The sequence below is a fragment of the Streptomyces sp. NPDC051976 genome (assembly GCF_040680795.1).
In the GTDB taxonomy this organism is placed as follows: Bacteria; Actinomycetota; Actinomycetes; order Streptomycetales; family Streptomycetaceae; genus Actinacidiphila.
On record NZ_JBFAXL010000050.1, the window covers coordinates 40,985 to 67,741 of the forward strand.

Below are 26,757 nucleotides of genomic sequence, written 5' to 3' on the forward strand. Positions count from 1 at the left end.
ACGGCACCGGGCCAAGAGCATCATCTCGGCTCTTTCAGGTGATGTCTGCGGGGAGGCCTGCTGTGTCGTTGTCGAGGGCTGGCAGGACGGTGGACTGGCCCGATCCTGGGGGCTGTTCGGCGGAGGCGTTCTTGATGCGTTCGGTCCATACCGAGGTCCAACGGGTGTGTTGGTCCCAGTTCAGCCAGCTCAGGTCAACGTTGCCAAGGTGCCGTAGGTCCGCGCCCTGGAAGTCGTTGGCTGCGCGATTAAGTTCCCTGGCCACGTAGGCAAGGTCTTCGGGGTGGTCGTGAGCGCGCATGGGGCTGCCGGCATGGCCGAGCGAAACGGCGATGGCGACAGCGAGGGTGAGAGCGCTGGCGACGTCGAGGACGAGGGCGCGCTCGAGTTCGAGGGCGCGGGTGAGGCGGAGGGAGCGGTCGCGGTTGTCGAGTTCGGTGGCGAGCTTGGCCGCGAGGGCAAGGTCGAGGTCGAGGTCAAGAGCGACTTGGAGGTCGCGGACCAAATTGCGTGCTGGGTCGAGCTTCTGTACGAGGTCGAGGTCAAGGGCGTGGGCGAAGGCGCGATCGAGGGCCCTATCGAGGCTGCGGTCCAGGCCGCGGGCGGGTTCGGGAAGTCTGATGCTGGCGCGGTCGTAGTCGAGGTCGCGGGCGAGGCCGCTGGCCAGAGTGCGGGCGAGAGCGTGGGCATCAGCGGCATCGAGGTTGGCGTCGGGGGCTGGGCCCGAAAGCGACGTCAAGGCGAGACGATCACGGCAATCTGTCGGCGCTCCGGCCTCCTTGTGTGGTCGGCTTGGTGGTGTGGAAGTTGTCTGGACGAGCGTTGTAGCGGTTGTGGGCACACTGCTGGGTTCTGTGATCACGCACGGCTTCCAGCGTGTTAGGGACAGGCGCGGTGAGTTGTTCGCGCGGTCGGAGGCCCTCCGGCAGGAGCGCATGGCCGCTTACAGTGCGTTCGCCTCAGCGGTGGAGGACTACCGGCGAGGTCAGGCGGACCGCTGGTACCGCAAGCTTGAAGACCCGGACGGGGGGACCTTTTTCGCGGCGCGGGATGAGACACACCGTCTGCGGACCGTGGCCCGCCAGTCTCTCTACCGGGTGAAGCTTCTCACTGACGATGCAGAAGTGGTCCTTGCGGCTGAGCGTGCCTACTGGTGCACGTGGGATGTGTCGAATGCGCGGGACCAGTCGGACCGGGATGCGCGGGATGCCCAGGCGAGGGGGGCTATTGAGTCGTTCGTGTCCGGTGCTTCGCCGCTGGTTCGTTGAGCCGAGCAGCCCCGTTTGCGCGAACCGGGGCCCGTGCAGCTCTTCCCCTGAGGCCGCCCGGCGCTGGCGGCGCTGGTTGCCGGAGCCGCTGGCGGGTGTAGCACGACGACCTGCCGTACGCGTTGACGAGCGGGGCTTCCGGGGCACGCTCACGGTCCCTTGACACGCGCCCCTAGGGTGGCGTGATGACGCTTCTGCTTACCGATTCCGGTGTCAGGAACGCGAGCATTCTGGCGGCGTTGGTCGATCTCCTGGGCAAACCGGTCGCTGAGGCCAGCGCCTGGTGCATCCCGACCGCGGGGTACGGGGGCCCGTAGGGGGATCCGGGCGGGCCGTGGCGTTTCATCACCGGGCGGTCCCCTAGTCCCATGACCGGGTTGCGGTGGAAGTCGGTGGGTCCTGCCCGGCTTCTGAGTTTCGCGCTGCGCTCGACGCCAGGGCCGCCGCGGGCGTGCCGGACCCTGCCGATGCGGTTCGACTCAGATTTACAGCTTGGCGATGAAGGGGTTTACGGGCATGGGACGCACAAAGCCAAAGACGATCATTGCAGGCTTGACTGCAGTGGTGGCAGTGGCAGTGATTCTTGGGGCAGGTGCTATGCGCGACGGTGGACACCGGCATGGTCAGTCACAGTCAGTGCTGCTTGCCTCGTTGCGTGGTCCGGGCAACTGGGGCCAGGCCGGAGTGCGTACCGATCGGGACGGCGACTCTGTGCGCCGTGTGTGGACGCGGGCCCGGGACGACTTCGGTGAGAATGTCTTCGGGTACGACTCGGCCAGTGCGGCCGAGCGGGACTTCCGCGCCTCGGCGCCGGAGAAGGTCACACCTGATGTGTATGCCGACGCTCGGCCATACGACATAGGTGTCCACTCGAGCGCCATGGACGATGTGCAGTACATGTGCGGCGAATGGAAGCAAGGGAAGTGTGACACATGGTGGGCTTGGCTGCGGTTCTCTAAAGTCAACGTGCAGCTCACGTACCGGCGTGACATCGGCGATCCTCAAGCCCTCACCGATAGCCAACTCGCTGTGATCATTACTCACGCGATCGAGGACCTAGCAACCCTGACGCGATCGACATCTAGTTGATGTGATGAGTGATGCCGCCAAGATCCGCGGAGCCCGCGAGCGGCGCGTGACCACTGTGGTGTGGCTGGGCTAGCACCCCCGATCCGTCCCCTGCGCCGTGGCACTTCTGGCGGGAGGTAGGCGCGTTGCGGACGATCACGCCGCAACTCCCCGTCGGGCCGGTCAGAACCCTTCGCCCGGGTCCTCGCGCAGGAGCTGCACCGCGAGGGCGATGGCTTCGGTGGGTGTGGCGACTTGGGCCAGGGGAGGGCTCTGCCAGGACTCCCGGAGGTGAACTGCCATGCGTTGAGATCGGAGGATGCTTCCAGGCAGAAGTTCTTCGGCGCGAGAAACACGTCTTGCGAGGATTCCGCGAAGAATAAGATCCCGTACTCCATGGTCGGGTAGAGCCGTCGAAGCAGCGGTTCTGCGTAGGCCGCCTCGACGAGGGCCCGGTATGCGGGCCAGTCCGCGTTCCGGGCATGCTGGAGCATGTACGGCCACTCCGACTCGTTGACGTCAGCGGCATGGCCGTCGGTCACCTTGTAACGCCCGGTCAGAACGTCAAAGGCGGAGGCGTGGTGGATCTCGTCGAGCTCGGCCCCCGAGACCGAGCCCTCAAAACGGCGTTCCCGCCCTTGGCAAGTTTTGTAGTCATGTGTGGCCCTCTCGAAGTGTGCGTTCATCGTGGCGCCCCTGGCCGGGTCATGTACGACACACACCGATGTCGGACGGTTGAGGGCACCGACGGCCGGAGGGACGTCGCCGGACGGCTGTCCGGTTACAGACGTGGTAGCGTCGCGATCTTCTCCGGCAGGTCCGACGGAGTAACCGTCAGGCACGTCATGACCGACCCGCACCAGCAGCTCCAGGGCGCACTCGACAACCTGGACGCCGTCTTCGCGCCACTTGCCGGGCTGCCGGTCGCGGTTGGCGGCTGCACGCACTGCTACGCCGAATCCGATCTTGAAGCACTGGCCGGTCCCGTACACGAGGTGCCGGATGCACTGATCTCCTCCGTCGCGCACAAAGTAGTCGACCACTGGGACGACTTCCCGGGGTTGTACCGCCGGTTGACGCCCCGGATCGTCCGTCTTCTCGTTGCCGATGAGCTCGACCACGGCTTGGTCGCCTCCCGGCTGCTTGCCGCCGGCTGGCGCGACTGGCCCGCGGCGGAGCGGATGGCGCTGGAGGAGGTCTGGCATGCGTGGTGGCGGTCTGCCCTGCACTCTCCTGCGGGCGGCGCTCACATCACCGAGGTACTGGAGGCGCTCTCGGTCACGGCGGGCACCCTCGTCCCCTGGCTGGCCGTCTGGGCCGAGACCCGCACCGAGGCGGCGGATCGCCACCTCGCCGATGCGCTCGGCTACTGGCTCTTCGAGGACGGGCTTGCCGACCTCCGCCTCGGCTTCTGCGACGAGCTCCACGCCCCGCCGCAACTGCTGCCCTGGCTGCTGTCCCTGGAGGACGGCCGCATCCGTGCCGATCAGATGAGGGAGATCGAGCGCATCGGGTACAGCTGAACCTTGCAGGCGGGATAGCGCCCTCACCGTATTCGCGGTTCGGGCCGGGTGGCTTTGTGCACGAGTCGTGAAGTCAGTTGTTCACGGCTTTGGGAGGCGCCCGGATCCATGGCCGGGTGATGTTCACGAGTTTTGGCGTCGCTGAGGTACTTGCCAGGGCAGTTTGGTGCAAGGCCCTGGTCATGCCACAGGGGTCGAAGGTCGAGCTGTACGCCGCGATCCGGTGCGACCACCACCACGGCATCATCATCGAGACCGGTACCGACTCCTACCAGCTCGCCAGCACCGGGGTCCGGGACGGGGGATCCGCCAAGGCCGGCTGACCCCACGAACCCCGGCGGCGGCCCGCCGTCCTCATAGGCGGCGGGCGGTGCAGCCCTCATGACCGGCTCAACCGAACTCAGCGGTCGAGGTCACGCAGTTCGTCATCGCACAGGCCAGTCCGGCAACACACGGGCAACCAGTCGGCTGCGATCTCCCGAACCCGTTGCAGGCGCGCTCTGTCGGGCTCCACCACCGTGAGGATCTCGAAGGCGATACCACCAGCCCCGAGGGACCGATTCGACATCACCTCCCCATAGAGCAGCCAGAGACCTTGACCAGCAACGTCGCGGCACAGCTCCGGAAGATCGAGTCCTCGTCGAGCGGACTCCCAATCCGTGCCCTCGCCTGCCACCATGTGCGCCAGGAGATCGAGGAACCACGCGCGCGCTGTTGGCGCAACGTCATCCGCGAGGGCCGCCAGAGCAACGGACGTCACTGCAGGAGCCGGCTCCCACAGGACAGGCGGGGACCAGACATGCTCTTCGAGGCTGACATGGCTCGGTTCCTGCCGGGGCCCCCTACCCGCAAGCTGCAGCAGATCCCGGCCCACGTGCTCTGCCGAGCCGCCGCACCCGCACAGCATGCCCTTCCAGTCCTGCCGGGCTATCTCCATCTCGACCAGTCGCATAGCTCCCACACCCTAGACGGCGCCACAGCGCCCAACGACACACCCGGTGCTGCCAAAACTCGCGAACATTTCAGAACTGGTAGATCGGCAACTGCCGTTCAAACTCGCTGACAAACGCTGTCCCTAGAAGTGAACGAAGCCAGGCCGGGTCACCGGCCCAGGGCGGAACCCGGCCCACTGGTCACCAGGGACCAGGTCGGCGGACCTGGTCGCGGAGTCTGACGAGACCCGCCGCCAGAGGCTGACTGAACCGGCAAGGTCGGCTTCTCAAACGATCGGGAATCCGTGTGCTCAGCGCCAGCCACCGAGCTGCGGCTCCGAAAACTCGCCGAACGGCGGGTCGTAGACGTCCCCGTCGTCGGTGACCACCACGTAGTGAGGCTCAGTCCTTGAGGCGGCCTCCTGCAGACGGATGACGAGGTCAGGGACAGGAAGGACCCGCAGCGACAAGGCCGCAGCCACCCGAGCGCGCGCTTCGGCGATCTCCGGGCTGTCCCTGGCCAGATACCTCTCAAGGTGCTGGGCGGAAGCCAGCATGACCTCCACATCACCGCCGCCGGAAAAGCCCAGGCAGTCCCGCCACTGCAACCCGACGATGATCTCCAGCGCGCCCGCCAGGTCATCGGCTATCAGCCCGCCCTCCCCTTCGGAGCTCGCGAACACCACCGGCCGGCGGCCACCTTGCTCGGTGCACAGGAAGTACGCCCCGCCGGTGAAATCCCCTGCGATGGGCTCCAGCGGCGCGCCCGAGGCAAGACCCAGGCCGGCACCGTACTCCTTCCGCTCGATGTCGAACCCGAAGGACGCCCGCAGCAGCCCGTAGATGTCCGGCCTGCTCTGGATGAGGTCGAGCAGATGATCGCTTGAGGCCATGGCATCGACGATAGCCAGGGCCGCTGACATGCAGCGCCCCGGGATCACCATGACGGACACTCGCTTGACAACCGCCGCAGCAGGTCATTCTGAAACGATCAGTTAGCCGAGGTGCTGGACGGTGAGGGCGATGATGTCGGCGGCGGTGGCGGCTTGGGCCAGGGGAGGGCTTTGCCAGGACGCCCGGAGGGTGTACTGCCCGCGGTTGAGGTCGGAGGGTGCCTCCAGGCAGACGTTCTTGCGAGCGAGGAACAAGCCCTGCGAGGAATCCGCGAAGAACAGCATCCAGTACTGCATGTCCGGGTAGAGCCGACGCAGTTGCGGTTCGGCGTAGGCCGCCTCGACGAGGGCTTGGTACTCGGACAAGCCCGCGTTCCGGGCGTGCGCGAGCAAGTATTGCCACTGCGACTCGTTGGCGTCGGCAGCGTTGCCGTCGGACACCTCAGATCGCCCGGTCATTGCGTCGAAGGGGGCGGCTTGGTCGATTCATTGATCCTCCATCAGGTATCGGACAGCCGATGTTTGTTGCTGCTGGATCACGCCCACGAGATGCCCAATTCGCGCAGTGCGTCCAGTTGCTCCGCCGTGAGCTTGTCGCGCCTCGTCTTGGTGTTGGAGATCCAGATGCCGAGCTTCACGACCACTGGCCGTTCCTCGCCGTCGACCGCGATCTTCTCACCGTGGCCGCGGGGTACCGCCCGGTCCGCGCCCTCTCGCTCGACCCATTGGGTCAGGGCGGTCAGGCCGCGTTGGAACGCCTGCTGCGCTTTGCCCGCCCCCTTCGTCGCACACCTGGCCGCAGGGGCGGGAGACGGCTTTTTGGCGGGTTTGATGCCCAGTCTGGCGAGTCGTTCCTGTTGCTCGGTGGACAGCAGGCCCCAGTCCCTGCGTTGTCGTTGGATCCAGGTGCCGAGGTCGTCGCCGTCCCAGTAGACGCCGGGTTCGATGGTGGGGAGGGTGCCGTCGGGTTCGTCGGTGGCGAGGTCGGCCAGGACTCGGTGGTGGCGTTGCCAGTCAAGTGGCCAGGGGCAGTTCCAGTCGGGGTCGATCGCGGTGAGCTGTGCGGCTCGGTGCTCGGCTCGTGCGGGGTTTTTGCCGAGGCCGGTTTTGCGGCGGAGGTTGGCCATGAGCTGGCCGATCGGCAGGAGTCCGGCTGAGCTGCCCCGAGTTTCGTAGAGTCCGGTGATCTTGTTTCAGGCGGACTGTGGGACTGGTTCCTGGCTTCGCCAGTAGTCCTGTTCGTACTCGGCGGGCGGCACGTAGTCGAGTGCGGAGTGGAGCCGTTCTTCGTTGTACCAGGTGATCCACTGGAAGATCGCCCGTTCGACCTGCTCGACGTCCTTCCAGGGGCCCTGCATCTCGATCAGCTCGGCCTTGAACGTGCCGTTCAGGGCCTCGGCCATGGCGTTGTCGTACGAGTCGGCGACGGAGCCGACGGAGGCGGAGGCGCCGATGTCGGCGAGCCGGTCAGTGTACCGAATTGATACGTATTGCGAACCCCTGTCGCTGTGATGGACGAGGCCGGAGTCCTTCTTGATCCTCCGCCGCCACAGGGCCATCTCCAGTGCTTCCAGCGGAAGTTCGGTCCGCATGTGGTTCGCGACCTGCCAGCCGACGATCATCCGGGAGTACACGTCCAGGACGAACGCCACGTACGCCCAGCCCGACCAGGTGCGGACATACGTCATGTCCGCGACCCAGAGCTGGTCCGGCCGGCTCGCGGTGAAGTCGCGGTCGACCAGGTCCGGCGGCCGGGGCGCCGAAGGCTCCGGGACTGTCGTGCGCCGCCGCCGGCCACGGATCACGCCCTCCAGGCCAAGCTCGGCCATCAGCCGCTCGACGGTGCAGCGGGCCACCTCGTGGCCCTTGCGCCGAAGGGCGCGGGTGATCCGTCGGGCCCCATACGTGCCGCCCGACTCCGCGTGGACCTGCTCAATCAGCGGCATGAGCTGCTCATCACGGAGCCGGCGAGCCGACTTCGGCCGCTTCTTGCGGGCGAAATACGTCGACGGCGACAGCTCAAGAACCCGGCAGACGGGATCGACCCCGAGACCTGTGTCACGCAGGTGGTCGATCACCTGCTCGGCCTCGTCCGGGGACGGTCGATCTCCTGGGCAAAAAACACCGAGGCTGCCTTGAGGATCTCATTCGCCCGCCTCAACTCGGCATTCTCCCGGCGGAGTTGCCTGAGCTCGTCGTGTTCGGCGCTGGTCAGCCGGTCATCGCGCTCACCACGATCGGCCTCGGCCTGGCGGACCCAGCCGCGCAGGGCCTCCTTATGGATGCCCAGATCCCTCGCGACGTGCGCGATCGGGCGGCCGGTCGCGCGGACCTCACGGATCGCACGCTCACGGAGTTCATCGGGATATTTACGGGGTGCTGGCATGGTGCTGGTAGTTCTCCTTCGCCAGGATCGTAACCCTGGCATCAGGGACTCCACCAAACTCAGAGCAGCTCACAGCGCCGATGAGGTAGCTGCCGAGCTTGACCTGGTTCTCGGCGAATTGCGCCAGCCTGACGGAACCTCACCTATGCCGGGGTCACCAGCACGGCAGCCTCGCGCGAAGCGTTCTCGATCGCATCGTCTGCAGACGAACATGATCGAGTCGGTCAACGCCCGCCTGCCGAGGATCGGGTCGGCGTGCACGCACGGCTCCGGGAAGCAGTCGGCTCGCCTGGTCGAACGCGGCCGAGCAGCGGTGAAGTCGGCGACCGTCGCTCGCGGGGGCACCGCTGGTACGCCTCTGTGCTCTGCGAGGTCCAGTAGTTCGCGGCCTTCCGGACGTGTCGTCAGACCCTCCAGTCAGATCCACGCGACACCGTGAGCATGAGACCGACGCTGTGTTCACCAAGACCCCAGCTGCCTGACGGCCACTGGGGTCTCTTCACGCAGCCTCATCGACGGCGACCACGTCGCCCGTCACGAACGCTCTATCCGCCGTAGGGACGCGAGGTCTGGTTGGTGTAGATGTTCCAGATCTGCCAGCTGTTGCTGCTGTTGCAGTGGCCAGGGAAGCCATAGGCCTTGTCGAAGCCGCCGTCCAGGCACACGCCATACGCATCGTTGTAGAAGCTGATGAAGTGCTTCAGCCCCTCCGGGTTTCCAACGTTCTGCGCCGGAGCGACGGTGTGCATCCTCCAGAGCATCAGAGGTGCCTCAGGCGCACCCCCATAGCCGCATTGAGCCCAGTACGTACTCGACGAGGTCGGGCCGTTGGGTCCGGTGCCGGGGTAGTCCGCATGCAAGCACAGCAACTCGCCCGTGTCGGAATCCGTCTCTATTTGTACTTGTGCGTCGCCATCGTTATCCGGTGCCGCGCTCGACAGCCAGATCCAACTGGTGCCGTCGTGCATGCACCCCGGTATGGTCGTGCCAGCGTTTCCGTCGGACACGCCTCCTGGATAGCCCTCGGCTCTCAGGCACTGCTGGCTTGCCTGGTTGACCATCTGAATGCCGCTCCAGTAGATCGCCGCGTGCGCTGTGCCGGTGCCGCCCAGCAGCATCGCAAGCGCCGATACGGCCGCCGCACTCAACTTGGCGAGGCGGTTGGACAGCAGTTTTACGGCTCCATCAACCCGTGGCTCAGCTCGGCCGCGGGCGAGGCAGCCAACTCCGCCGGTCCACAGAACCAGGGAGGCCAATGAGCAGGTGTCCCTGCCCTGTACGGCACGTTTAAGGACCCGAAGAAGAAGCTGCCCGACCTGTGGGGGCACCACCAGACAGAAGAGCTGTACTGGCTGATCGAGGCCAAAGGCGGCGAGGTGGGGCTCAGCACGCTCGGCAAGGGGTGGGCGCAACTGGCGGCCGGCAGCAAGGCCCTCGGCTCGTACGCCCACCGCACCGTCCTGGTCGGAGCGTCCGTACGGCCCGACGACGACCTGTTCCTCATCATCGACCACGACCTGCACCCCGGCCAGCCACCGCTCTCCCCTGCCGGGTCCGAGGCCGACGGCGATGCGGCGGGCCCGGGCAACCTGGAGGACCACCTCGGCGATAGCGACGACGCGCTCATCGGCGCCGCCCGCGCCCAGATGCTGGCCTACCTGGCAGTGCGCTCGGCCCCCGCTTCGCAGCTGCGCACGGTACCCGTTGCCGCCGACCGAGCCTCCCGCCGCCGGCGCTCCGGGTCCCCTGGAGGACGACACCCGCACTCTCGCCATGCGGGCCGACGCCCGCGGAGTAGCGACCGGCACGGACCAGCACGCCCTGCGCGCCGCAATCCGTTCCATGGGCTTCGACGACTTCCTGAGCTGCCGCATTCCCGGCACGGAAGTCCACCTCGGCATGTCCCGGAAACTGTTCGCCGCCTGCGAGCGCCTCCACAGGGAAGACCTCGCCTTGGCGGCCTTGCGGACGATCTCGAGCTCGGTTTCCAGTTCGCGGATTCGTCGCCGCGCTGTGCGGACTCCTCCGAGACCCTGCCAGGGCGCCGACCGTTGTCGATGTCGTCCTGGCGCAACCACTTCGACAACGTGACCGGATGGATGCCGAGGTCAAGGGCGGTCTGCTTCTGTTCTTTTCCTGCCCGCACCAGCGCAACGGCGCGGGCGCGGAACTCAGCGGGGTAGGCGCGGGGCATGTCCGGCAGCCTTTCGTGAAGGCCGTCAGTTAGCCACCAAAACTGGAACCTGAGAGGTGGGGCGGGTCAACCTGTCACCCCAACCTGCATCAGACCCTCGTGGCCAGTAGTGGCTAGCCAGGTGCCGTCCGGCTAGACCGCCACCCGTTCAGGCTGCTGCCCCTGACGACTTCAGGGGCAGGGCCGGGAAGGTGACGGACGTCCCAGATCCGCACCGTCCCGCTGGAGTCGCCGGTGACGAACCATGTACCGTCCGGGGAGACCGCCACTGCAGTCGACCTTCCCGTATCGCCGATCACGGTGGGGGTGGCCGTGCCGGTGGCTGGGTCCCAGACGTGAACCGTCCCGTCGTAGCCGGCAGTGGCGAGCCAGGTTCCGTTGGGGGAGAAGCCCACCGTCACGACGGGGTCGGTGGGTGCGGTTGAGTGTTCCTGTGGCCGGGTCCCAGATCTGCACGGTCCGGTCGTGGATGGCGGCGGCGAACCAGTTGCCGTCCGGTGAGACCGCCATCGCGGTCACTGAGGCACGTGGGACCCTGACTGACCAGGGCCATGACCGAGCACGGCACCGCCGTCGTCGAGGAACTGGTGGCCGACGTGCTTCTGGGCGATCTTGCCGGTCAGGCCGGCAGGGCATCGCTCCGACCGGTAGTGGGACCTACGGCATGCACTGCGTGTGAGGGCGGGCTTGCGGTCGGTTGTCCAGGCCCGTCACGTCGATCACCACGCCGTCCCACTCGGGCAGGATGCGGAGGCCGCCGGTGCGCTGCCGGTGCTCCACCACGCGTCCTTCGTCCGCCGGGTCGGGAGTCGTGACCCTGGTCAGCGAGTCGGGCTTCACCACGGCCCGCAGCTGGCCGAGCGTTCCGGAGATCTTGACCCTGCGTGAGACCGGATCCGTTTGCGTCACCGTCAGCCCGTGCTGCTCCGCTGACCGCTTCAGCATGTCGATGTCCGCCGGGTCGGCGCCGTAACGGGTAGCCAGTTCCTCACGCGTGATCGTCTCACGTTCTTCCCCCAGATCATCCGGGATTTCCGCGCGACGGCGCAGGACCAGCGTGACCTCGATACGTTCTGCATCGCTCACCACACCGGTCGAGCGCGCGTGCGCTTGGGCACTACGCTCACTGCCTCGCAGCGGGACCAGTCGCGTCCTGTTCACGGTTTCCAGCGTTCCACCGATGCGGACGGTTCGCATGCTGTGCCGTTTTCAGGCGCGGATATGACCACTACCGCGGTGCCGCCTGCGGCGCACCGTACGGCTGCGTCCACAGGCCGGTCTTCTGCCTTCTCTCGGGACGGCATCTCCGCTGCGCGGTGCCGACTTCTGAGCCTGCTGAGGAGACGACGTCCCGGGCCTTGGCCGGTCACACCCCAAGGGCTTCGGCGGGGCAGGATCTCCTCGTCGCGGGGCTGTTCATGTTCTCGCCTCGTGGTTCGGACGCCCGGCGGGCAGCCCGACCGGGGGTAGGCGGGGCTGGTGACGAGTGGCCATCGGGTCCTCCAGAAGCTGACGAGTCGGGAGCCTGGGGCGGTGGGTCGGCACCCTCACCGACCGACTGAACGGGTCACGGTGCCCGCGGTCAGTGTGGTGCCGTCAGAGGGATCGATGAGGATGAAGGAGCCTGTCAGCCGGGAGTCGGCGTAGGCATCCAGGGGTAGCGGTTCGGCGGTCCGCAGTACTGCGGCGGCGATGTCGTTGACGGTGAGATGCGCCGGGGCGGTGTCGTCGGCACGGCCGGTGGACAGGTCGATGCGGTGGGGCAGTGCCTTGACGAGCGCCTTGACGGTGCGGGTGCCGTGCTTGAGTAGCACCCGGGCGCCGACGCTCAGCGGGCGCTCGTGGAGATGGCAGACGGTGGCCTGGACATCCCTGGTCGTAGCGGGGGCGTCGGCTGTTGGGGCGATCAGGTCGCCGCGGGAGATGTCGAGCTCGTCGGCGAGCTGCAGGGTCACCGATTGCGGGGCCCATGCCGTGTTCAATCGTTCACCGAGTGCGTCGATGGCGGTGATTGTGGACGTGGCGCCCTGGGGCAGCACGGTCACGGCGTCGCCGACGCGTAGCACGCCCGAGGTGATCCGACCCGCGTAGCCTCGGTAGTCGGGATGTTTCGGAGTCTGCGGCCGGATCACGTACTGCACCGGGAAGCGGGCCGGGGACCGGTGTGGAGCGGATTCGAGGGGGACGGATTCCAGGTGCTCGAGGATCGTCGGGCCCTCGTACCAGTCCATCTGCGCCGAAGGGCTCACCACGTTGTCTCCGCTCAGGGCGGAGACGGGGATCGCGGTCACTGCGTTCACGCCGAGCCGACGGGCGTACGCGGCGAACTCGTCAGCGATCGCGGCGAAGACGGTCTTGTCATAACCGGTCAGGTCCATCTTGTTGACGGCCAGAACGACATGTGGCACACGCAGCAGGCCCGCGATCGCGGTGTGGCGCCGGGTCTGCTCGACCACGCCGTTGCGGGCGTCGACGAGGATCAGGGCCGCCTGGGCGGTGGAGGCGCCGGTGACCATGTTCCGCGTGTACTGCACGTGTCCGGGCGTGTCGGCCAGGATGAACCGGCGGCGGGGCGTGGCGAAGTAGCGGTAGGCCACGTCGATGGTGATGCCCTGCTCGCGCTCGGCGCGCAAGCCGTCGGTGAGGAGGGCGAGGTCCGGGCCGTCCAAGCCGCAGCTCATCGAGGCACGCTCCACGTCCTCCAACTGGTCGGCGAGGACGGACTTGGAATCGTGCAGCAGCCGCCCGACGAGCGTGGACTTGCCGTCGTCGACGGAGCCGGCCGTGGCGAAGCGCAGCAGCGAGATCGACGGAATGCCGAGTGCGGTGCCGGTCATCAGAAGTATCCCTCACGCTTGCGGTCCTCCATCGCTGTCTCCGACAGCCGGTCGTCGGCCCGGGTGGCTCCCCGCTCGGTGAGCCGGCTGACGACGATCTCGGCAATCACTTTCACGACGGTGTCGGCATCAGAGTCGATCGCACCGGTACAGGACATGTCTCCGACGGTGCGGTAGCGCACCAGCCGCCGTTCCACCGGCTCACCGTCCTTCGGAAGACCCCACGCACCGGCGGTCAGCCACATCCCGTCCCGGTTGAACACCTCTCGCTCATGCGCGTAGTAGATCTCAGGGAGTTCGAGGTCCTCACGTGCGATGTATTGCCACACGTCCAGCTCGGTCCAGTTGGACAGCGGGAAGACCCGCACGTGTTCACCGGGTGTATGGCGGCCGTTGTACAGCTGCCACAGTTCTGGGCGTTGGCGGCGTGGGTCCCAGGCGCCGGACTCGTCCCGCAGCGAGAAGACGCGTTCCTTGGCCCGTGCCTTTTCCTCGTCCCGGCGGCCTCCGCCCAGGACGGCGTCGTAGCGGCCTCCGGCGATGGCGTCCAGGAGCGGCAGCGTCTGCAGTGGGTTGCGGGTGCTGTCCGAGCGCTCTGTGAGTCGCCGGTCATCGATGTACTCCTGAACGTTCGTCACGTGCAGCGGCAAGCCGTGCCGGTCCACGGTGCGGTCCCGGAAGGCCAGTACCTCGGGGAAATTGTGGCCGGTGTCCACGTGCAGCAGCCCGAAGGGCAACCGTGCCGGAGCGAACGCCTTCAGCGCGAGGTGCAGCAGGACACTGGAGTCCTTGCCGCCGGAGAAGAGGATCACTGGGCGCGCGAACTCTCCCGCCACCTCGCGGATGATGTGCACCGCCTCGGACTCGAGCGCGTCCAGATGCGTCAGCTCATGGGTATTGCCCAGCATCTCGGCTCCCCTGTCCACGGTTGTCACACCACTCCTCTTTCCGTGAGCAGCGCGAACTGCGGCTTGGCGGGCGCGGCGTTGTTGCAACGTTTCTCGACGAAGAACGCGACGTCGGCGCCAAGGCGGCCGGGCGGCTGGCCCTGTGCGGGCCACGATCTCCGTCTCCGCTGCACCCGCCGCTGGACCGCCCCGCCGCCGTCAGGAAGGGCGGAGCTTGCCTTCGCCTCTGTGTACGACGACAGGGCGTGCGGAAAAACGACCGGCGATCGTCTGCGCCGTGTGCCGGTCCCGTCAGGGATCCCGATGAACTCCAACGTCGCGCTGTCCTTTACTGACTGCTTCGGAGTGCGGTGATGCCGCGACCATGATGGCCAGCTGACCGGGAGCGGCACGACTGAGAACCCCGGGGGTCGACAAGGCCAAATGGATCTTATGCCTGCAACTCGGCCAGGACCGCAAGGGCGGTTGGTGTCGTGTCGTGAGAGGCTGAGCATGACCAGCAGGTGGCGACGACCGGCACGGAGCGGACACGATGACAGAGGTGAGGGCGCATCATCAAACGGCCCTGCGGGTCGTCGCCGCTCTGGCCGGAAACCGCCACAGCCCGCCGGATCTCCTGGTGCGCTACGCCGAGAATGCGCGAGTCGAGGTCCGGAGCGCGGTCGCGATGAACCCGGGCACCCCGTTGACGGCGATGCGACGGCTGGTGGACGACAGCGACGAACGGGTCCGCGCAGCGGTTGCCCATAACGCTGCAGCGTCATCGGACCTGCTGGCCGGTCTCGTGCGGAGCGAGCGTGGCAGGCCGTCGGCCCGGCCCGCTCGCCCCTGGCCCGGGCCGAGGCATATCGAGGCGGCCGTCGTGCAGCACCCGGCGTGCCCGGCCGCGCTCTTGATGGAGGCTGCGGAGGACCCCGACTGGCAGCTGCGCGCAGCGGTCGCCCGCCACCCGGGGTGTGCACTCGCCACGTTCGCGAGGCTCGCTGACGATCGTTCACAGGAGGTCGTCCGCGGGGCCGCAGGCAACGTCGCATGCCCCTCCGAGCTGCTGGACCGGTTGGCGACGCGGCACGCATGGAATCTGCGAGGGGCGGTTCTGGCCAATCCTCGCTGCCCAGCCGAGTTGCTCGAGGAGGCTGCGGGTGGCGAACGCGCCTACTGGAACAGAGTCGCCGTTGCGGAGAATCCGTCCTGCCCGGTGGGAGTGCTCGAGCGACTCGTCGGTGATCCGGAGTGGCCGGTTCGTGTCGCGGTCGCGCGGCACCCGATGGCTCCCGCCATGGGTCTGGCGACCCTCGCGGCGGACGGCATGGCCGATGTCGCGGTGGCGGCGCTGAGCCACCCGCGTTGCCCGCCCGCGGTCGCCGCCGCGGCCTGCGACGACCGCGAGCCCCTCCGCTACCGCGCTGCGGCCGCCCACCCCCGGCTGCCCGGCGCAGCGGTCTCGCGGTGCGCCCGGTCCGCGAACGCGGCGGTACGGGCCGCGGTCGCGGGCTGCGTCGAGGCGCGTCCGAACCTTCTCGCCCGACTGGCGGACGATCCGGACCCGGCGGTACGGGCTGCCGTCTGGTGGAGTCCGGTGTGTCCACCGGCGCTACTGCGCCACGCGGCCGCCACCTCCGACCCGGCGACACGCGGGATCATCGCCCGTCATCCGCGCTGCCCACCCGCAGTGGCGACAGCGCTTGCCGCTGACCCCGACCCCGAGGTCGTCGTCCTCGTGGCCGCCTACACCCGCTCGAGCGCCGCTCTGCGCAAACTCGCGGCAACCACCGTCGCGTAACCCGCCGATCAGCGGTCGAGCCCCGCGAGGAACGCCGCCAGCCGCTCGCCGGAACGCTGTGGCCCGAACCGGGCGCTGAACCAGTCGCGTGGTCCTCGCGGAGCGGTGAGCAACGCCCTCGCCCCGGCGAGGAGTTCGGCGTCAGTGGCGAAGAATTCGCCGGTGGCGGGCGCGACGTACTTCCACCCGCCGAGGATCTTCCGGTTCACAAGAACAGGGACGTCCAGGCACAGCGCCTCTGCGAGCAGGCGCGGCGATGCGTCGGCCGAGTTCGGGAAGAGCACCATTCGGGACCGCGCCACGCACTCCATGAGGTCCGGCCAAGGCAGCTCTCCGAACACGTCGAGGCTCCCGTCACCCATGTCGAGGTCCCACGTTCCGTATCTCCCCACGACGAGTGCCCGGAGACTGAGCGCAGTGCCAAGGACACCGAGCGCCCTTCGTGCGAGTGCCCAGTTCTTGATGATCTCGTGCAGCCGCCCGGACCCGCCCACGTACACGACGTCCCACTGAGGCACAGGTTGGCCGTCCGGGCAACCTGCGGCCCACACATGGTCCGGGTCCTTGAAGTCCGACTCGCTGATCAGGGTGGCGGGGCGGCCGGGCGGCAGAAACTGCTCCGGCCGGCGGAAGCAGTGCAGCCACGCCTCCGCCCGCTCGACGAGCGGCCCGGCCAGATCGACGAAGCCCTCCGGCCTGCCGTCTGTGCTGAGCAGTGCGTCGTGCCCCGGTGACCGGCCGGGGAACGGGCCTCTGCTCGTCATGCCTACCAGACGCCGGCCCTTCAACGCCTCGGTGATCGCGGCGAGGTCGCGCTTGCTGCTGATCGGGCCACGCAGCACGCGGAACCCCGTGTCGGTGGGGCCCGCGACGACGTCCACCAGGCGCCAGGGCTGCGCGGCATTCCCCCGGACGCCCCACGGCGCCGTCCCACATACACGTCTGTCCGTCACGTCAGCGAGCATATGTCGCCCATGTCGCTGGAACATGATGTCCTGACCTGGATCGTTCTCCGGGTCGCGCCTGTTGGGGGAGCCCAGTGGATCGGCCCGGAGCGGGTCGGCCGGTAATCTCGCGCCCCGGTCTGCACAGCCGCTGAATGCACCGGGATTTGCTCACTCAAGCAGCTGAGCCCGAACCGCCCTGGTCGACGGGCTCAATAACCGGCTTGTGTGGAACAGCGCCTTGCCTGAGGCTCCGGCTCACACGCACGCATGATGGGCGATCAGGGAGTTGCGGGACATGCCGATGGGTCGTTGTGATCGGCTGTTTGCGTGACGTTGGCCGAGCATGCCTCAGGACGACCGTCTACAGGGCTCCATTTCGTCGAAACATGCGGGCAGGGCCGGCCGCAGGATGCGGACGATGTCCGTGCGACCTGGCGTCGTGACGTGCCGGACGGGCGCCGCTGCGGGGGCGTCGACACGCAGGTACAGGTGAGTTGCAGCAATCGGATGAATCAGGTGGGGATTTCTTTGCCGCGCCGTAGCCGGTAGTCGTAGCGTCGGCAGTATCCGGCGATCATGAATTCTGGCGTGACCCAGATCCTGCTTTTCTCGAATTGAGACCATCCGTGGAGTCGCCATGTCGAGCGCATCGTCATTCGTACCGCTTGCGGCGAGCGCCCGCAGCCGCGTGCCCGGGCACCGTGTCGCGGGGCTCGTCGACCCCGCCGAGCGGATCGCCGTGACGGTGCTCGTCCGGCGCGGCTCGAGCCCTGGGATCCGCAGCACGGCCCCCCAGCTGAGCGATGCGCGCCTCGCGGCCCGTCGCCCGCTCGTCCACAACGAATTCGTCAGGCGCTTCGGCGCTCGTGATGCCGACCTGACCAGGGTCCGGGAGTTCGCGCTGGCCAGCGGCCTGCAAGTAGTCAGCGCAGACGCCGCCGGCGGTCGCGTCGAACTCAGCGGCACGGTCGCGGCCCTGAGCACGGCGTTTGGCGTGGAACTGCACCTGATGCATGACCCGACGACCGGCAAGACCTATCGGGGACGGACGGGCGCGGTCTTCCTTCCGCGACATCTGGCCGGCATCGTCGTGGGGGTCGTCGGCCTCGACTCACGCCCAACAGCCCGTCCGTTCGTCAAGGCCGTCCCGTTCGCGGGCGGGTCGGGCCACACTCCCACGGAGCTGGCCGCGCTCTACCGCTTCCCCGGCCAGGCGACCGGACTGGGCCAGACGATCCGCATCCTCGAGTTCGGTGGCGGGTTCGACCTCGCTGACATCAAGGCATACCTCGCGGGGTTGGGCATTCCGGCGGCCGCGCAGCCGTCGATCACCGCGGTGTTCCTCGACGGCGCGACGAACGCCCTCGACCCATCGAACAACGACCCGGAAACCAACGCTGACTTCGAGGTCGCGCTGGACATCGAGGTCGTAGCGGCAGCCGCTCCGGGCGCCGCCATCGTCGTCTACTTCGCGCCGAACACTGACAAGGGCTTCATCGACGCCTTCCAGCACGCGATCCACGACAACGGCGCACCGCCCGGCTCGGTATCGGTGAGCTGGGGCGGCCCCGAGGTCGGCTGGACGCAGCAGACCATGCAGGCGATCGAAGCCGACTGCCAGGACGCGGGGCTTCTCGGGATCACGGTGTGCTGTTCCTCGGGCGACTTCGGTTCCCGCGGCGAAAAACCGGCGAGCTGGGACGGCCAGCAGCACGCGACCTTCCCCGCGTCGGCGCCGCACGCCCTCGGCGTCGGCGGCACCAGCATCGCCGTCAACGGCAACACCATCATCACCGAGACCGTCTGGAACAACGGCATCGAGGCGGGCCGGGCCGCTTCCGGCGGCGGGATCAGCACCGCGTTCCCCCTACCGTCATACCAGGCAAGCGCGGGCGTCCCGGTGTCGGCGAACCCGGGTGGTGCTGCCGGACGCGGAGTGCCTGACGTCGCGGCCGACGCCGACCCGAACACCGGGTACCGGATCCAAGTGCACGGCCAAAGTGTCGTCATGGGCGGAACGAGCGCATCCGCGCCGCTGTGGGCGGCACTCGTCGCACTACTCAACCAACGCCTCGGCCACCAGGTGGGATTCGTCAACGCGCAGCTCTACGGGCTCTCACCGCTGTCTGGCGCGTTCCGTGACATCACCGGGGGAAACAACGGCGCCTACCAAGCGAAGGCCGGATGGGACCCCTGCACCGGCCTCGGCAGCCCGCACGGGAACGCGCTGCTCACCGCCCTTGGTCCGCCGACGCCCCATCCGCCGGGACCGACGCCACATCCGCCGGGACCGACGCCACATCCGCCGGGACCGACGCCACATCCGCCGGGACCGACGCCACATCCGCCGGGACCGACGCCCCATCCGCCGGGACCGACGCCCCATCCGCCGGGACCGACGCCCCATCCGCCGGGACCGACGCCACATCCGCCGGGACCGACGCCACATCCGCCGGGACCGACCCCCACGCCGACGCCTACGCCTACGCCGACGCCCGTGCCCACCCCCACGCCTACGCCGACGCCCGTGCCCACCCCCACGCCGACACCCACGCCGACACCCACGCCCGTGCCGACGCCCGTGCCCACCCCCACGCCTACGCCGACGCCCGTGCCCACCCCCACGCCGACACCCACGCCCGTGCCGACGCCCGTGCCGACGCCGGTACCCACGCCCGTGCCGACGCCCGTGCCGACGCCGGTACCCACGCCTGTGCCGACCCCGGTACCGGGCGGCGACGACGGCGACGGCAGTGACGGCGACGGCGACGGCAGTGACGGCGACGGCAGTGACGGCGACGGCGACGGCAGTGACGGCGACGGCAGTGACGGCGGCAGTGATATCGCGTCGCCGGCCGGCGCACCCGGACGGACGCCTCCTCGGGCGTCGGCTCAAGACACCGGTACTCGGAGGCGCTCGCGGTGACCGAGCAGGACGAGGGCGTGCCGGTCCGGGCGCCCGGCGGGGCGGGCATCGTCGTCGTTGGCATGCACCGCAGCGGGACCTCGGCGACCACGCGGGTCCTCAATCTCCTGGGTCTCCCGACCTGTCGCCCGGCTGATCTCATCGGGTCGCGGGCAGGCAACGCGAAGGGGCATTGGGAGAGCACCTCGTTGATGGTCTACAACGAGGCCTTGCTGGGCCGCCTCGGGTGCGCGTGGTGGTGCCCGCCGTCCGACGCCGAGATCAGCGAGCGGCTTGACGCGCTCGACGACGAAGTCGCCAAGGCCGCTGCGGTATTCAACCGCACGCACCTCACGCCTCAGTGGGTGTGGAAGGATCCGCGGCTGTGCCTCCTGCTGCCATGGTGGCGCCGGGTGCTGCCGGTTCCCACGGCCGCAGTGCTCGTCGTGCGGCACCCGCTCGAGGTGGCGGCGTCGCTGCGGAAGCGCAACCGGATCACCCCGGACTGGGCCCTGGGGCTGTGGGAACGGTACACGCGCCAGGCGCTCGTCGGACTGCAGGGCACGCCGGTTTTCGTCCTGCCCTTCTCGCGGCTGCTGGCTGACCCGCTGGCATCGGTCGATGCGTTGCGCGACTTCGTCGTACGCCACGGCTTGGAGGTGACGCCGGGGGCGCAGCTGTCGATCGACGCGTTCCTCGACACGACGCTGCGTCACCACAACGTCGACGCAGACCACGGCTCGGCTGATCTCGACAGCCGCAGGCGCGACCTCGCGCGGTTCGTCGACGAACTCGCGGGTGATCACGAAGTATTCACACCAGGAGAGCTGCCCGCCGAGACACCCGCGACGGACGTGGTGCTCGGCGCTCATCGGAGGCGGTGGTCCACACTGAACCACAACAAGGAATCAGCGACGCCCGGCCCGGCCCGGTCAGGTGGCCTGACCGTCGACTGGCGGCGGTGGCTGACCAAGAACCGGTTGCTGCAGATCCCCGACGAACACCTCGTCCGGATCCTCTGCGAGCGGGCGGGCCTGGACAAGGACGAGGCGCTCGCGGAACTCGCGGACCTCCTCGCGGACCCGCGGCACCAGGCCGCGGAGGAACTCGTCCAGCAACAGCGCAAGGCCGAGTCGTTTCTTGACATCCGCCAGCAGATGGCCGAGCTCATGCCGTCCGCGGGCGAGCCCGAGAGGCGCTGCGGGGTTGGACGCGGTGAGTTCCTCGCCCGCTACTACTCGGCCAATACCCCTGTCGTTCTCACCGATCTGACGGCGGGCTGGACCGCCGGGTCCCGGTGGAACCTGGACCATTTCCGCGAGACGCTTGGCGACGAAATTGTCGAGGTCATGTCTGGCCGCGACGGCGACGCGGCCTACGAACGCAACTCCGACCACCATCGCGTCTCGACGCGGTTCGCGGACTACCTCGACCATGTCGAGAGCGCGGAGCGCAGCAACGCGGTGTATCTCACGGCGAACAACCACCTCTTGGAAAACCCGGCGGCCAAGTCGCTGTGGGAGGACTTCGACTCGCCCCCGGCCTACCTCGACCCTGACGACGCCACGCACAAGGTCTTTCTCTGGTTGGGGCCGTCGGGCACGATCACGCCCCTGCACCATGATGTTCAGAACGTCTTGCTCGTCCAGGTCCGTGGCACGAAACGGGTGCTGCTCGTCGACCCCCTCCGCACCCACACGGTGTACAACGACCTGTCGGTGTACAGCGCGGTCGACGCCGACGACCCCGACTACACCAAGCACCCGCGGTATCGACACGCGCGGCCAGTCGAAGTGCTACTTCGCCCGGGAGAGGCCCTGTTCATTCCGGTCGGCTGGTGGCACTACGTCGAATCCCTCGAGACCAGCATCAGTCTCTCGTTCACCAACTTCCGGTGGCCCAACAGCTTCGTGTGGAGTCATCCGGGATAGGCCGGGCGCCCAGTCACGGCGTCCACGACCAGCGCGACCTCGCCCGCCGCGTTCGTCACGACGACACTGCCCCCGGCAGCCATGAGCAGGGTGGACGCCGGCCCCGGCGGACGGGGCACGACCCAGCGCAGCTGTCCCTCCTCCCGGCTGACGCCGACGAGGTGGCTCGGACCGAGCGCGACGACAACGTCTGCGACGACCACCGGCGCGGTCGCCGTCCACCTGCCGATCCTGCGCTGCCAGCGGCAGCGCCCCTCGCCCGCGGCGACAACGACGCCGTCGCAACGGGCCGCGTAGACGACCTCCCGGCCCGGGTCGCACACCACTCCGGCGACCGCCGAGCCCACGTCGACCCGCCAGCCACGCGTGCCGCTCGCGGGATCGAGCGCGATCACGGTGCCATGCCCGTTGCCCACCGCGACGGTCTCGCCGCAGTTGCCGACGGCAGGCGCTGTCACGTCGGTGCCGACGATGCGGCACCACCGTGCCTCTCCGCCGATCCGGCAGATCAGCTGACCGCCATCGGCCGAGATTGTCACGAACACGCGGTCCCCGAGGCGCACCGCCGTGCCAGCTCCGTCGAGATCCGTCCGGCGGTACCCAGCCCCGCCCGCCGACTGCGCGTTCGACGTGCGGTGCGGTTCGCCGCGGATTCCCAGCTCGGCCGCGCTGAACACCGAGCGCACCAGCACGCCAGATGTGCCGAGTCCGCGTCGTACAGCGGGATGCAGGTCCACCAGCACGACCGCTGCCGCCACCCGTCCGCCGGTGGCGGTCACCGCCCGCGCGAGGGCATCGAGGGTGCTGCCCGACTGCACGAGGTCATCGACGAGGACGGCCACTCGCCCTGGCCCGGGCGGCCTGCCCTCGATCGCCCGGCGCAGGCCGTACGGTTTGGCAGCGGGTCGCTGAAGGAAGCCGTCCAGGTCACGCCCGTCCGCACGCGCGGCGAGCAGGACGGCCCCGACGAGTGGGGCACCCGAGACGCCCACACCGCCGACCGTGTCGGGCTCGTCCTTGCGAGCGAGTGCCCAGAGCAGTCGGCCTGCCGCCTCGAGGACGCTGCCCCGCAGGACTGACTCGCGCGCGTCGAGGATCCAGCCGAGCGGTCTGCCGTCGGCCCGGTGGCCCTCGCCCGGATGGAAGCCGTGCGCCAGCAGCGCCGTCCTCAGCAGGCGGTGCTCGGCCCGCTCGGCATCGGTCACAGGCTCGCCAGCGGGGAGTCGGCGAGCTGTGGCAGCCCCGTCTCGCCGAGTCGGACAAGGCGTTCGACAGCGTGTTCCGGCCCGGGAAGGCATCGGTAGCGTTCTTCGAGGCGGGTGGCCGCGATGCGGAAGGAGGGGTCGTGGAGCAAGCGGCGCAGGTCCTCGGCAGTCTGGTCGACGGTTGCCTCGGCCGGGTCTCGGGACAGGCCGACGCCGAGTGCGACGACGTGCTGGGCGTTGCGCGGCTGGTCGGACCCCAGGGGAACGACGAGCATCGGACGTCCGCGCTCGAGCGCGCCGAGCACGGTATTGAAGCCACCTGCCGTCACGACGACGTCGCTCCGCGGGAGGAGATGCGAGTTCGGGACGAACCGCTCCAGGCGGACCTGTGGCGGGGGACTCGCGATCACCTCCTCGGGCGCGACATCCGGTCCGGTCGTACCGACGACGTTCACGTCGAGCTCCGCCGCGCCGAGGACCAGGGTCCGCAGGAGCGCGACGCGTCCGTTAAAGGTGGTGCCCAAGGACACGTGGACCGTCGGACGGGCAGGCAGGCGGTCGAGCCACTCAGGCCTGTCCTCGGAGAGCGCCGATGCGATGCCCGACCTGAACACGTGCAGCGTCGGAACCGGTTCGGGCAGCAGCTGAAAGAACGGCGGGACGACGTCGAGGTAGAGGTAGTGGTGAAGGCGCTGCCACGTCGGGTCGGGTGCCAGCCCGAACCGGGCCCGTACTTCGTCCAACGTCGGACCGAGGATTCTGTCCCACGACGTGCCTGGGATGTACCGGCAAAATCCGAGGGTGGCGCAGGGGATGCCGATGACCTCGCTCGCCACCACCGCCGCCACATCGGTGGGGTCTCGCAGCACGACGTCGGGACGCCACCGTTCGGCGGCGGCGACGAGATCGTGCGCCTTCGCCGTGACGGGGAAGGCGCCGTAGTCGCGGGCGTACGCCCGTTCGGCGTATTGCGGGGGCAGCGGATCCTTGGGGTGCAGGCCCGCGGGAACAGCGGTGAATCCGGCCCGCTCGATGACCGGGCAGAACTCTTCCGCGGTGGCGAAGCGAACCTGATGGCCGCCCTTGAGCGCCGCGGCGGCAATGGGCACGAAGGGGTGGAAATGGCCATAGAAAGGTCTCGTGGACATGAGGAACCGCACCGGCTCACGCCTCCTTCGGCACAGAGTTGATCTTACCAGAACTATTCGCTCCAAATTTGATCAAAAAGGAATCGAGTTGGCTACGAGGCGGGGCGGCTGTCGTTGCGCCCGTCCCCCGAAGGCTCCACGCTGAAATCACCATCCCGCATGCCGGGGACAAGTGCACCGACGCGTCGTGGTGAGGCCCGCAGGCGCGGGCGAGCCCGAGGCCGACCGGTGGGAGGCATCATGGCGACGATCGAGGTATTGGCTCAGTCGCACCGCGCGGGCGTCGACGCGCATATGCAGGCACGGCTGGTGCACTTCGTCGAGGTGGCAGAGCGAAGTTTGCTGTGTGCGCTGTTCGACTTGCAGAATCCGCCGGTGATCGCGGCGCTCAAGGCTGCCCGCCACCGCGGCGTAGCCATCGACGTGCTCACCGACCCGGTGCGTCAGCCGCATGACCCGACCCATGGCGACCCCGAGGCCCTCGCGGCGGTCGCGCCTGCGCTCGTCAGCGGGTCGGTCGCCGCCGGGGCCGGCATCATCCACCACAAGTACGTCGTCCGTGACGGTACCGTCGTCTGGACAGGGTCGGCCAACGTCAGCGACGGCGGCTTCCTCCGCCAGGACAACGACACCGTCATCCTGCGCAGCAGCGAGATGGCATCGGTCTTCACCGCCAACTTCCGCTCGCTGCAGTCGTGGAGGGACGACATCCCGATGCCGCCGGCGCCGACCCCAACCGGGCCCGGTTCGCCGTCCAGCCCCGTAGCGCTACCGGACGGCTCGATGTACGCACGCTTCGCACCCGGCTGGGACATCACCGACGACCTGGTGAGCCGGATACGCGCCGCCCGCCACATCCGGCTGGCCTTCTACATCCTCTCCGACCAGCATCTGCTCGACGCTCTGAAAGACGCATCGGACGCGGGGGCCGACATCGCGGGCGTCTACGACCCGAACGGAATGGCTGTGGTCGTGAAGGATCTACACGGTGACGACCGGCGGCTCTGGTTCCTGCAGGATCCGCGGTTCGCCCCCGCGCCGAGCCACCCGTTCGTTCCCGGCGGGCAGCAGGACTTCTTGCACAACAAGCTTGTGATCCTCGATCGCGACACCGTCGTGACCGGTTCGTACAACTTTTCCGCGCAAGCCCGACACAACGCGGAGAACATCATCGTCGCGCGCTCGTCGGCCACTGCCGCGACCTACCTCGCCTACTGGGAACGGCTCGCGACGGCATACGGCCTCCACGCCGGGACGTGAACCGACGCGGTTAGGGACATTGGGCCGAGGCGCTCCGACTCGAGGCGCTGGTGGCCGCCTTGTCGGCGGAAGCGGCAGGGGTACGGCGGCAGAAGATGCCTCCCCGCCGAGCAGAGCAGATGCAGACGAGCCAGGACCCGGAAGCCTTCATTTGGTCCGAACAGTGAGCTTTTTCGTGCGCCCAGCAGAACAGGAGGTGACACCGTGACGTAGCGGTGTTCTTGCTGTTCGGAAGCTCGTCGTCGCCTCCCGGTGTAAGTCCGGTCCGGGTAGCTGCCAGGAGGCCCGGTAGCAGGCTGGCGGCGTCGGAGGGAAACGTCCGGCGTCGAAGCCCAGCGTCAACGGCCCTGTAACAGGGGGAGCGACGATACGTTCCGTAGCATCACGCGAAGCCCGCGGCGTCGTTACTCAGCCACTCTTTCGGGTGGAACGAGGGAGTGCCGAGCCTCTCGAAATCGGGGCGAAGGCCATGGAAGCGGTGAAGATCCTGGACGGGCAGCCGTGAAGGACTCCCCGGCGTATGGGGCGCGGAACGTATCGAGGGTGGCGGCGGGAACTGGGGAGGCCCTCCCCGGCCCGATGACCTGCGGAGAGACGTCATCGGAAGCAGTGCGTCCTATAACCGGTGACCCCGGGAAGTGGGCGCGGGCCGGGTGGGCGTCGGAGGTGGCCGTAGTACCGCTTACAACTGGGAGACAACACAACTCCCGGTGAGGGAAGGGCCACTGCTTCGTCGGTGCGTCATGAAGTGAAGGAGGGGCTCGGTGAGTGCCCGTGCGGCTATTCCCGCCGTCGGGGGACGTACTCCCTCGGACAAGGTCCGTGCCTTGCAGCATGCGCTTTACCGGGCGGCCAAGACCGACCCCGGACGGCGGTTCCACGCGCTGGGAGACAAGATCCACCGCAGGGATGTGCTCCGGCGCGCGTGGGCCATGGTGCGTGCCAACAACGGCGCACCGGGCATCGACCGAACCACCCTGGCCCTCGTGCGTGCTGGTCCTGCTCGGCGTCCGCCTGGACGGCACCAAGGAGCTGATTGCCCTGGCCGAGGGGCTGCGGGAGTCCACCGAGTCGTGGGCGGACCTGCTGCGCGACTGCCGCCACCGGGGCATGCGCGACCCGGAGCTGGTGGTCGGCGACGGCGCGATGGGCCTGTGGAAGGCGCTGGTCGAGGTGTTCCCGGCCGCCCGGCATCAGAGGTGCTGGGTTCACAAAGCCCGGAATATCTCGAACGCCCTGCCGAAATCCGCACAACCGGGCGCGACGAAGGCGTTGCAGGAGATCTACAACGCGGAGGACAGAGCCCACGCCGAGAAGGCGATCGAGGCGTTCGCCCGCACCTACGGCGCCAAGTGGACCAAGGCCGTCGCGAAGATCACCGACGACCGGGACGAGCTGCTCGCGTTCTACGACTTCCCGGCCGAGCACTGGATCCACCTGCGAACCACGAATCCCATCGAGTCGACGTTCTCCACGGTCAAGCTGCGGACCAAGGTCACCCGCGGGGCCGGCAGCCCCGCTGCGGCCCTGGCGATGGTGTTCAAGCTCGTCGAGTCCGCCCAGGCCCGC

Annotated in this window: 22 protein-coding genes and 6 pseudogenes; 10 read left to right on the plus strand and 18 right to left on the minus strand. The window is 68.4% G+C overall.

Annotated features, from left to right (window positions below; all coding sequences use genetic code 11):
* Window positions 1-34: 34 nt before the first annotated feature.
* Window positions 35-739, minus strand: a complete 705-nt coding sequence (locus AB0M29_RS34775) for a hypothetical protein (RefSeq protein WP_365390229.1) — start codon at window positions 737-739, stop codon at window positions 35-37.
* A 61-nt stretch (window positions 740-800) separates the two neighbouring features.
* Between AB0M29_RS34775 and AB0M29_RS34780 the strand changes: the two genes are divergently transcribed.
* Together AB0M29_RS34780 and AB0M29_RS34785 are read left to right on the plus strand one after the other, a co-directional pair.
* Window positions 801-1,268 carry a hypothetical protein gene (locus tag AB0M29_RS34780; RefSeq protein ID WP_365390231.1) on the plus strand — a complete coding sequence of 156 codons (468 nt, stop codon included), beginning with the start codon at window positions 801-803 and terminating at the stop codon, window positions 1,266-1,268.
* A gap of 516 nt (window positions 1,269-1,784) precedes the next feature.
* Entirely contained in the window at window positions 1,785-2,357 is a 573-nt protein-coding gene (locus tag AB0M29_RS34785; protein ID WP_365390233.1) for a hypothetical protein, read from the plus strand.
* 353 nt (window positions 2,358-2,710) lie between these two features.
* Here the strand turns inward: AB0M29_RS34785 and AB0M29_RS34790 are convergent.
* Window positions 2,711-3,022, minus strand: a pseudogene (locus AB0M29_RS34790) (DUF6193 family natural product biosynthesis protein); the annotation flags it as partial.
* 159 nt (window positions 3,023-3,181) lie between these two features.
* On the opposite strand from AB0M29_RS34790, the gene AB0M29_RS34795 reads away from it, so the two are divergent.
* Together AB0M29_RS34795 and AB0M29_RS34800 are read left to right on the plus strand one after the other, a co-directional pair.
* On the plus strand, window positions 3,182-3,859 hold the full coding sequence (locus AB0M29_RS34795) for a hypothetical protein (RefSeq protein ID WP_365390236.1): 678 nt from the start codon (window positions 3,182-3,184) through the stop codon (window positions 3,857-3,859).
* Between the two features lie 182 nt (window positions 3,860-4,041).
* Window positions 4,042-4,182 carry a hypothetical protein gene (locus AB0M29_RS34800; protein ID WP_365390239.1) on the plus strand — a complete coding sequence of 47 codons (141 nt, stop codon included), beginning with the start codon at window positions 4,042-4,044 and terminating at the stop codon, window positions 4,180-4,182.
* A gap of 77 nt (window positions 4,183-4,259) precedes the next feature.
* On the opposite strand, the gene AB0M29_RS34805 is transcribed toward AB0M29_RS34800, so the two are convergent.
* From AB0M29_RS34805 to AB0M29_RS34835, 7 genes and pseudogenes are all read right to left on the minus strand, one after another.
* Complete coding sequence (locus tag AB0M29_RS34805) at window positions 4,260-4,811, minus strand: hypothetical protein (protein WP_365390242.1); 552 nt, start codon at window positions 4,809-4,811, stop codon at window positions 4,260-4,262.
* A gap of 291 nt (window positions 4,812-5,102) precedes the next feature.
* Window positions 5,103-5,684, minus strand: a complete 582-nt coding sequence (locus AB0M29_RS34810) for a hypothetical protein (protein WP_365390244.1) — start codon at window positions 5,682-5,684, stop codon at window positions 5,103-5,105.
* 102 nt (window positions 5,685-5,786) lie between these two features.
* A complete protein-coding gene (locus AB0M29_RS34815; protein WP_365390247.1) occupies window positions 5,787-6,143 on the minus strand; it encodes a DUF6193 family natural product biosynthesis protein in 357 nt (118 codons plus the stop codon).
* A 77-nt stretch (window positions 6,144-6,220) separates the two neighbouring features.
* A pseudogene (locus AB0M29_RS34820) lies at window positions 6,221-6,832 on the minus strand (helicase associated domain-containing protein); the annotation flags it as partial.
* Window positions 6,833-6,877: 45 nt separating this feature from the next.
* Window positions 6,878-8,070 (minus strand): IS3 family transposase gene (locus tag AB0M29_RS34825; protein ID WP_365390249.1). Its coding sequence is split into 2 segments (ribosomal slippage): window positions 6,878-7,806 and window positions 7,806-8,070, totalling 1,194 coding nucleotides; the frame shifts between segments, so codons are not numbered across the junction.
* A gap of 545 nt (window positions 8,071-8,615) precedes the next feature.
* Complete coding sequence (locus tag AB0M29_RS34830) at window positions 8,616-9,584, minus strand: hypothetical protein (protein ID WP_365390292.1); 969 nt, start codon at window positions 9,582-9,584, stop codon at window positions 8,616-8,618.
* Between the two features lie 441 nt (window positions 9,585-10,025).
* Window positions 10,026-10,216, minus strand: a pseudogene (locus AB0M29_RS34835) (IS3 family transposase); the annotation flags it as partial.
* Between AB0M29_RS34835 and AB0M29_RS34840 the strand changes: the two are divergent.
* On the plus strand, window positions 10,166-10,297 hold the full coding sequence (locus tag AB0M29_RS34840; RefSeq protein WP_365390295.1) for a hypothetical protein: 132 nt from the start codon (window positions 10,166-10,168) through the stop codon (window positions 10,295-10,297). The pseudogene AB0M29_RS34835 and the gene AB0M29_RS34840 sit on opposite strands and share 51 nt — an antisense overlap.
* An 80-nt stretch (window positions 10,298-10,377) precedes the next feature.
* Here AB0M29_RS34840 and AB0M29_RS34845 read toward each other — a convergent pair whose 3' ends face one another.
* The 6 genes and pseudogenes from AB0M29_RS34845 to cysD all read right to left on the minus strand — a co-directional run bounded on the left by AB0M29_RS34845 (window position 10,378) and on the right by cysD (window position 14,009).
* Window positions 10,378-10,563, minus strand: a complete 186-nt coding sequence (locus AB0M29_RS34845; protein WP_365390285.1) for a WD40 repeat domain-containing protein — start codon at window positions 10,561-10,563, stop codon at window positions 10,378-10,380.
* 39 nt (window positions 10,564-10,602) lie between these two features.
* Window positions 10,603-10,671: pseudogene (locus AB0M29_RS34850) on the minus strand (WD40 repeat domain-containing protein); the annotation flags it as partial.
* 46 nt (window positions 10,672-10,717) lie between these two features.
* Window positions 10,718-10,900, minus strand: a pseudogene (locus tag AB0M29_RS34855) (hypothetical protein); the annotation flags it as partial.
* 21 nt (window positions 10,901-10,921) lie between these two features.
* Complete coding sequence (locus tag AB0M29_RS34860) at window positions 10,922-11,350, minus strand: hypothetical protein (protein ID WP_365390253.1); 429 nt, start codon at window positions 11,348-11,350, stop codon at window positions 10,922-10,924.
* Window positions 11,351-11,811: 461 nt separating this feature from the next.
* A complete protein-coding gene (locus AB0M29_RS34865) occupies window positions 11,812-13,101 on the minus strand; it encodes a GTP-binding protein (protein WP_365390255.1) in 1,290 nt (429 codons plus the stop codon).
* Complete coding sequence (gene cysD, locus AB0M29_RS34870) at window positions 13,101-14,009, minus strand: sulfate adenylyltransferase subunit CysD (RefSeq protein WP_365390288.1); 909 nt, start codon at window positions 14,007-14,009, stop codon at window positions 13,101-13,103. The genes AB0M29_RS34865 and cysD overlap by 1 nt, the downstream gene beginning before the upstream one ends.
* Before the next feature lie 532 nt (window positions 14,010-14,541).
* Here cysD and AB0M29_RS34875 point away from each other — a divergent pair.
* Window positions 14,542-15,792, plus strand: coding sequence for a hypothetical protein (locus AB0M29_RS34875; RefSeq protein WP_365390258.1), 1,251 nt, complete (start codon window positions 14,542-14,544; stop codon window positions 15,790-15,792).
* Window positions 15,793-15,800: 8 nt separating this feature from the next.
* On the opposite strand, the gene AB0M29_RS34880 is transcribed toward AB0M29_RS34875, so the two are convergent.
* Window positions 15,801-16,745 carry a hypothetical protein gene (locus AB0M29_RS34880; protein ID WP_365390260.1) on the minus strand — a complete coding sequence of 315 codons (945 nt, stop codon included), beginning with the start codon at window positions 16,743-16,745 and terminating at the stop codon, window positions 15,801-15,803.
* A 631-nt stretch (window positions 16,746-17,376) separates the two neighbouring features.
* Between AB0M29_RS34880 and AB0M29_RS34885 the strand changes: the two genes are divergently transcribed.
* Together AB0M29_RS34885 and AB0M29_RS34890 are read left to right on the plus strand one after the other, a co-directional pair.
* On the plus strand, window positions 17,377-19,665 hold the full coding sequence (locus AB0M29_RS34885; RefSeq protein ID WP_365390263.1) for a S53 family peptidase: 2,289 nt from the start codon (window positions 17,377-17,379) through the stop codon (window positions 19,663-19,665).
* Entirely contained in the window at window positions 19,662-21,575 is a 1,914-nt protein-coding gene (locus AB0M29_RS34890) for a cupin-like domain-containing protein (RefSeq protein ID WP_365390265.1), read from the plus strand. Before AB0M29_RS34885 ends, AB0M29_RS34890 begins: the two co-directional genes overlap by 4 nt.
* Here the strand turns inward: AB0M29_RS34890 and AB0M29_RS34895 are convergent.
* Together AB0M29_RS34895 and AB0M29_RS34900 are read right to left on the minus strand one after the other, a co-directional pair.
* Window positions 21,563-22,780: a PQQ-binding-like beta-propeller repeat protein gene (locus AB0M29_RS34895; protein ID WP_365390268.1), complete on the minus strand. Its 1,218-nt coding sequence runs from the start codon at window positions 22,778-22,780 to the stop codon at window positions 21,563-21,565. The genes AB0M29_RS34890 and AB0M29_RS34895 overlap by 13 nt on opposite strands.
* Window positions 22,777-23,940 (minus strand): glycosyltransferase, encoded by a 1,164-nt coding sequence (locus tag AB0M29_RS34900; protein WP_365390270.1) that lies wholly within the window; start codon window positions 23,938-23,940, stop codon window positions 22,777-22,779. The genes AB0M29_RS34895 and AB0M29_RS34900 overlap by 4 nt, the downstream gene beginning before the upstream one ends.
* Window positions 23,941-24,168: 228 nt before the next feature.
* Between AB0M29_RS34900 and AB0M29_RS34905 the strand changes: the two genes are divergently transcribed.
* Together AB0M29_RS34905 and AB0M29_RS34910 are read left to right on the plus strand one after the other, a co-directional pair.
* Entirely contained in the window at window positions 24,169-25,188 is a 1,020-nt protein-coding gene (locus AB0M29_RS34905; RefSeq protein ID WP_365390273.1) for a phosphatidylserine/phosphatidylglycerophosphate/cardiolipin synthase family protein, read from the plus strand.
* 987 nt (window positions 25,189-26,175) lie between these two features.
* Window positions 26,176-26,757 (plus strand): annotated as a pseudogene (locus tag AB0M29_RS34910) (IS256 family transposase); the annotation flags it as partial.

What these genes read in the sequence shown, in the direction of transcription:
- AB0M29_RS34785 (WP_365390233.1), top strand. Translation starts at nt 1,785, where the DNA reads ATGGGACGCACAAAGCCAAAGACGATCATTGCAGGCTTGACTGCAGTG.
- AB0M29_RS34795 (WP_365390236.1), top strand. Translation starts at nt 3,182, where the DNA reads ATGACCGACCCGCACCAGCAGCTCCAGGGCGCACTCGACAACCTGGAC.
- AB0M29_RS34800 (WP_365390239.1), top strand. Translation starts at nt 4,042, where the DNA reads ATGCCACAGGGGTCGAAGGTCGAGCTGTACGCCGCGATCCGGTGCGAC.
- AB0M29_RS34805 (WP_365390242.1), bottom strand. Translation starts at nt 4,811, where the DNA reads ATGCGACTGGTCGAGATGGAGATAGCCCGGCAGGACTGGAAGGGCATG.
- AB0M29_RS34810 (WP_365390244.1), bottom strand. Translation starts at nt 5,684, where the DNA reads ATGGCCTCAAGCGATCATCTGCTCGACCTCATCCAGAGCAGGCCGGAC.
- AB0M29_RS34815 (WP_365390247.1), bottom strand. Translation starts at nt 6,143, where the DNA reads ATGACCGGGCGATCTGAGGTGTCCGACGGCAACGCTGCCGACGCCAAC.
- AB0M29_RS34840 (WP_365390295.1), top strand. Translation starts at nt 10,166, where the DNA reads ATGGATGCCGAGGTCAAGGGCGGTCTGCTTCTGTTCTTTTCCTGCCCG.
- AB0M29_RS34865 (WP_365390255.1), bottom strand. Translation starts at nt 13,101, where the DNA reads ATGACCGGCACCGCACTCGGCATTCCGTCGATCTCGCTGCTGCGCTTC.
- cysD (WP_365390288.1), bottom strand. Translation starts at nt 14,009, where the DNA reads ATGCTGGGCAATACCCATGAGCTGACGCATCTGGACGCGCTCGAGTCC.
- AB0M29_RS34875 (WP_365390258.1), top strand. Translation starts at nt 14,542, where the DNA reads ATGACAGAGGTGAGGGCGCATCATCAAACGGCCCTGCGGGTCGTCGCC.
- AB0M29_RS34885 (WP_365390263.1), top strand. Translation starts at nt 17,377, where the DNA reads ATGTCGAGCGCATCGTCATTCGTACCGCTTGCGGCGAGCGCCCGCAGC.
- AB0M29_RS34905 (WP_365390273.1), top strand. Translation starts at nt 24,169, where the DNA reads ATGGCGACGATCGAGGTATTGGCTCAGTCGCACCGCGCGGGCGTCGAC.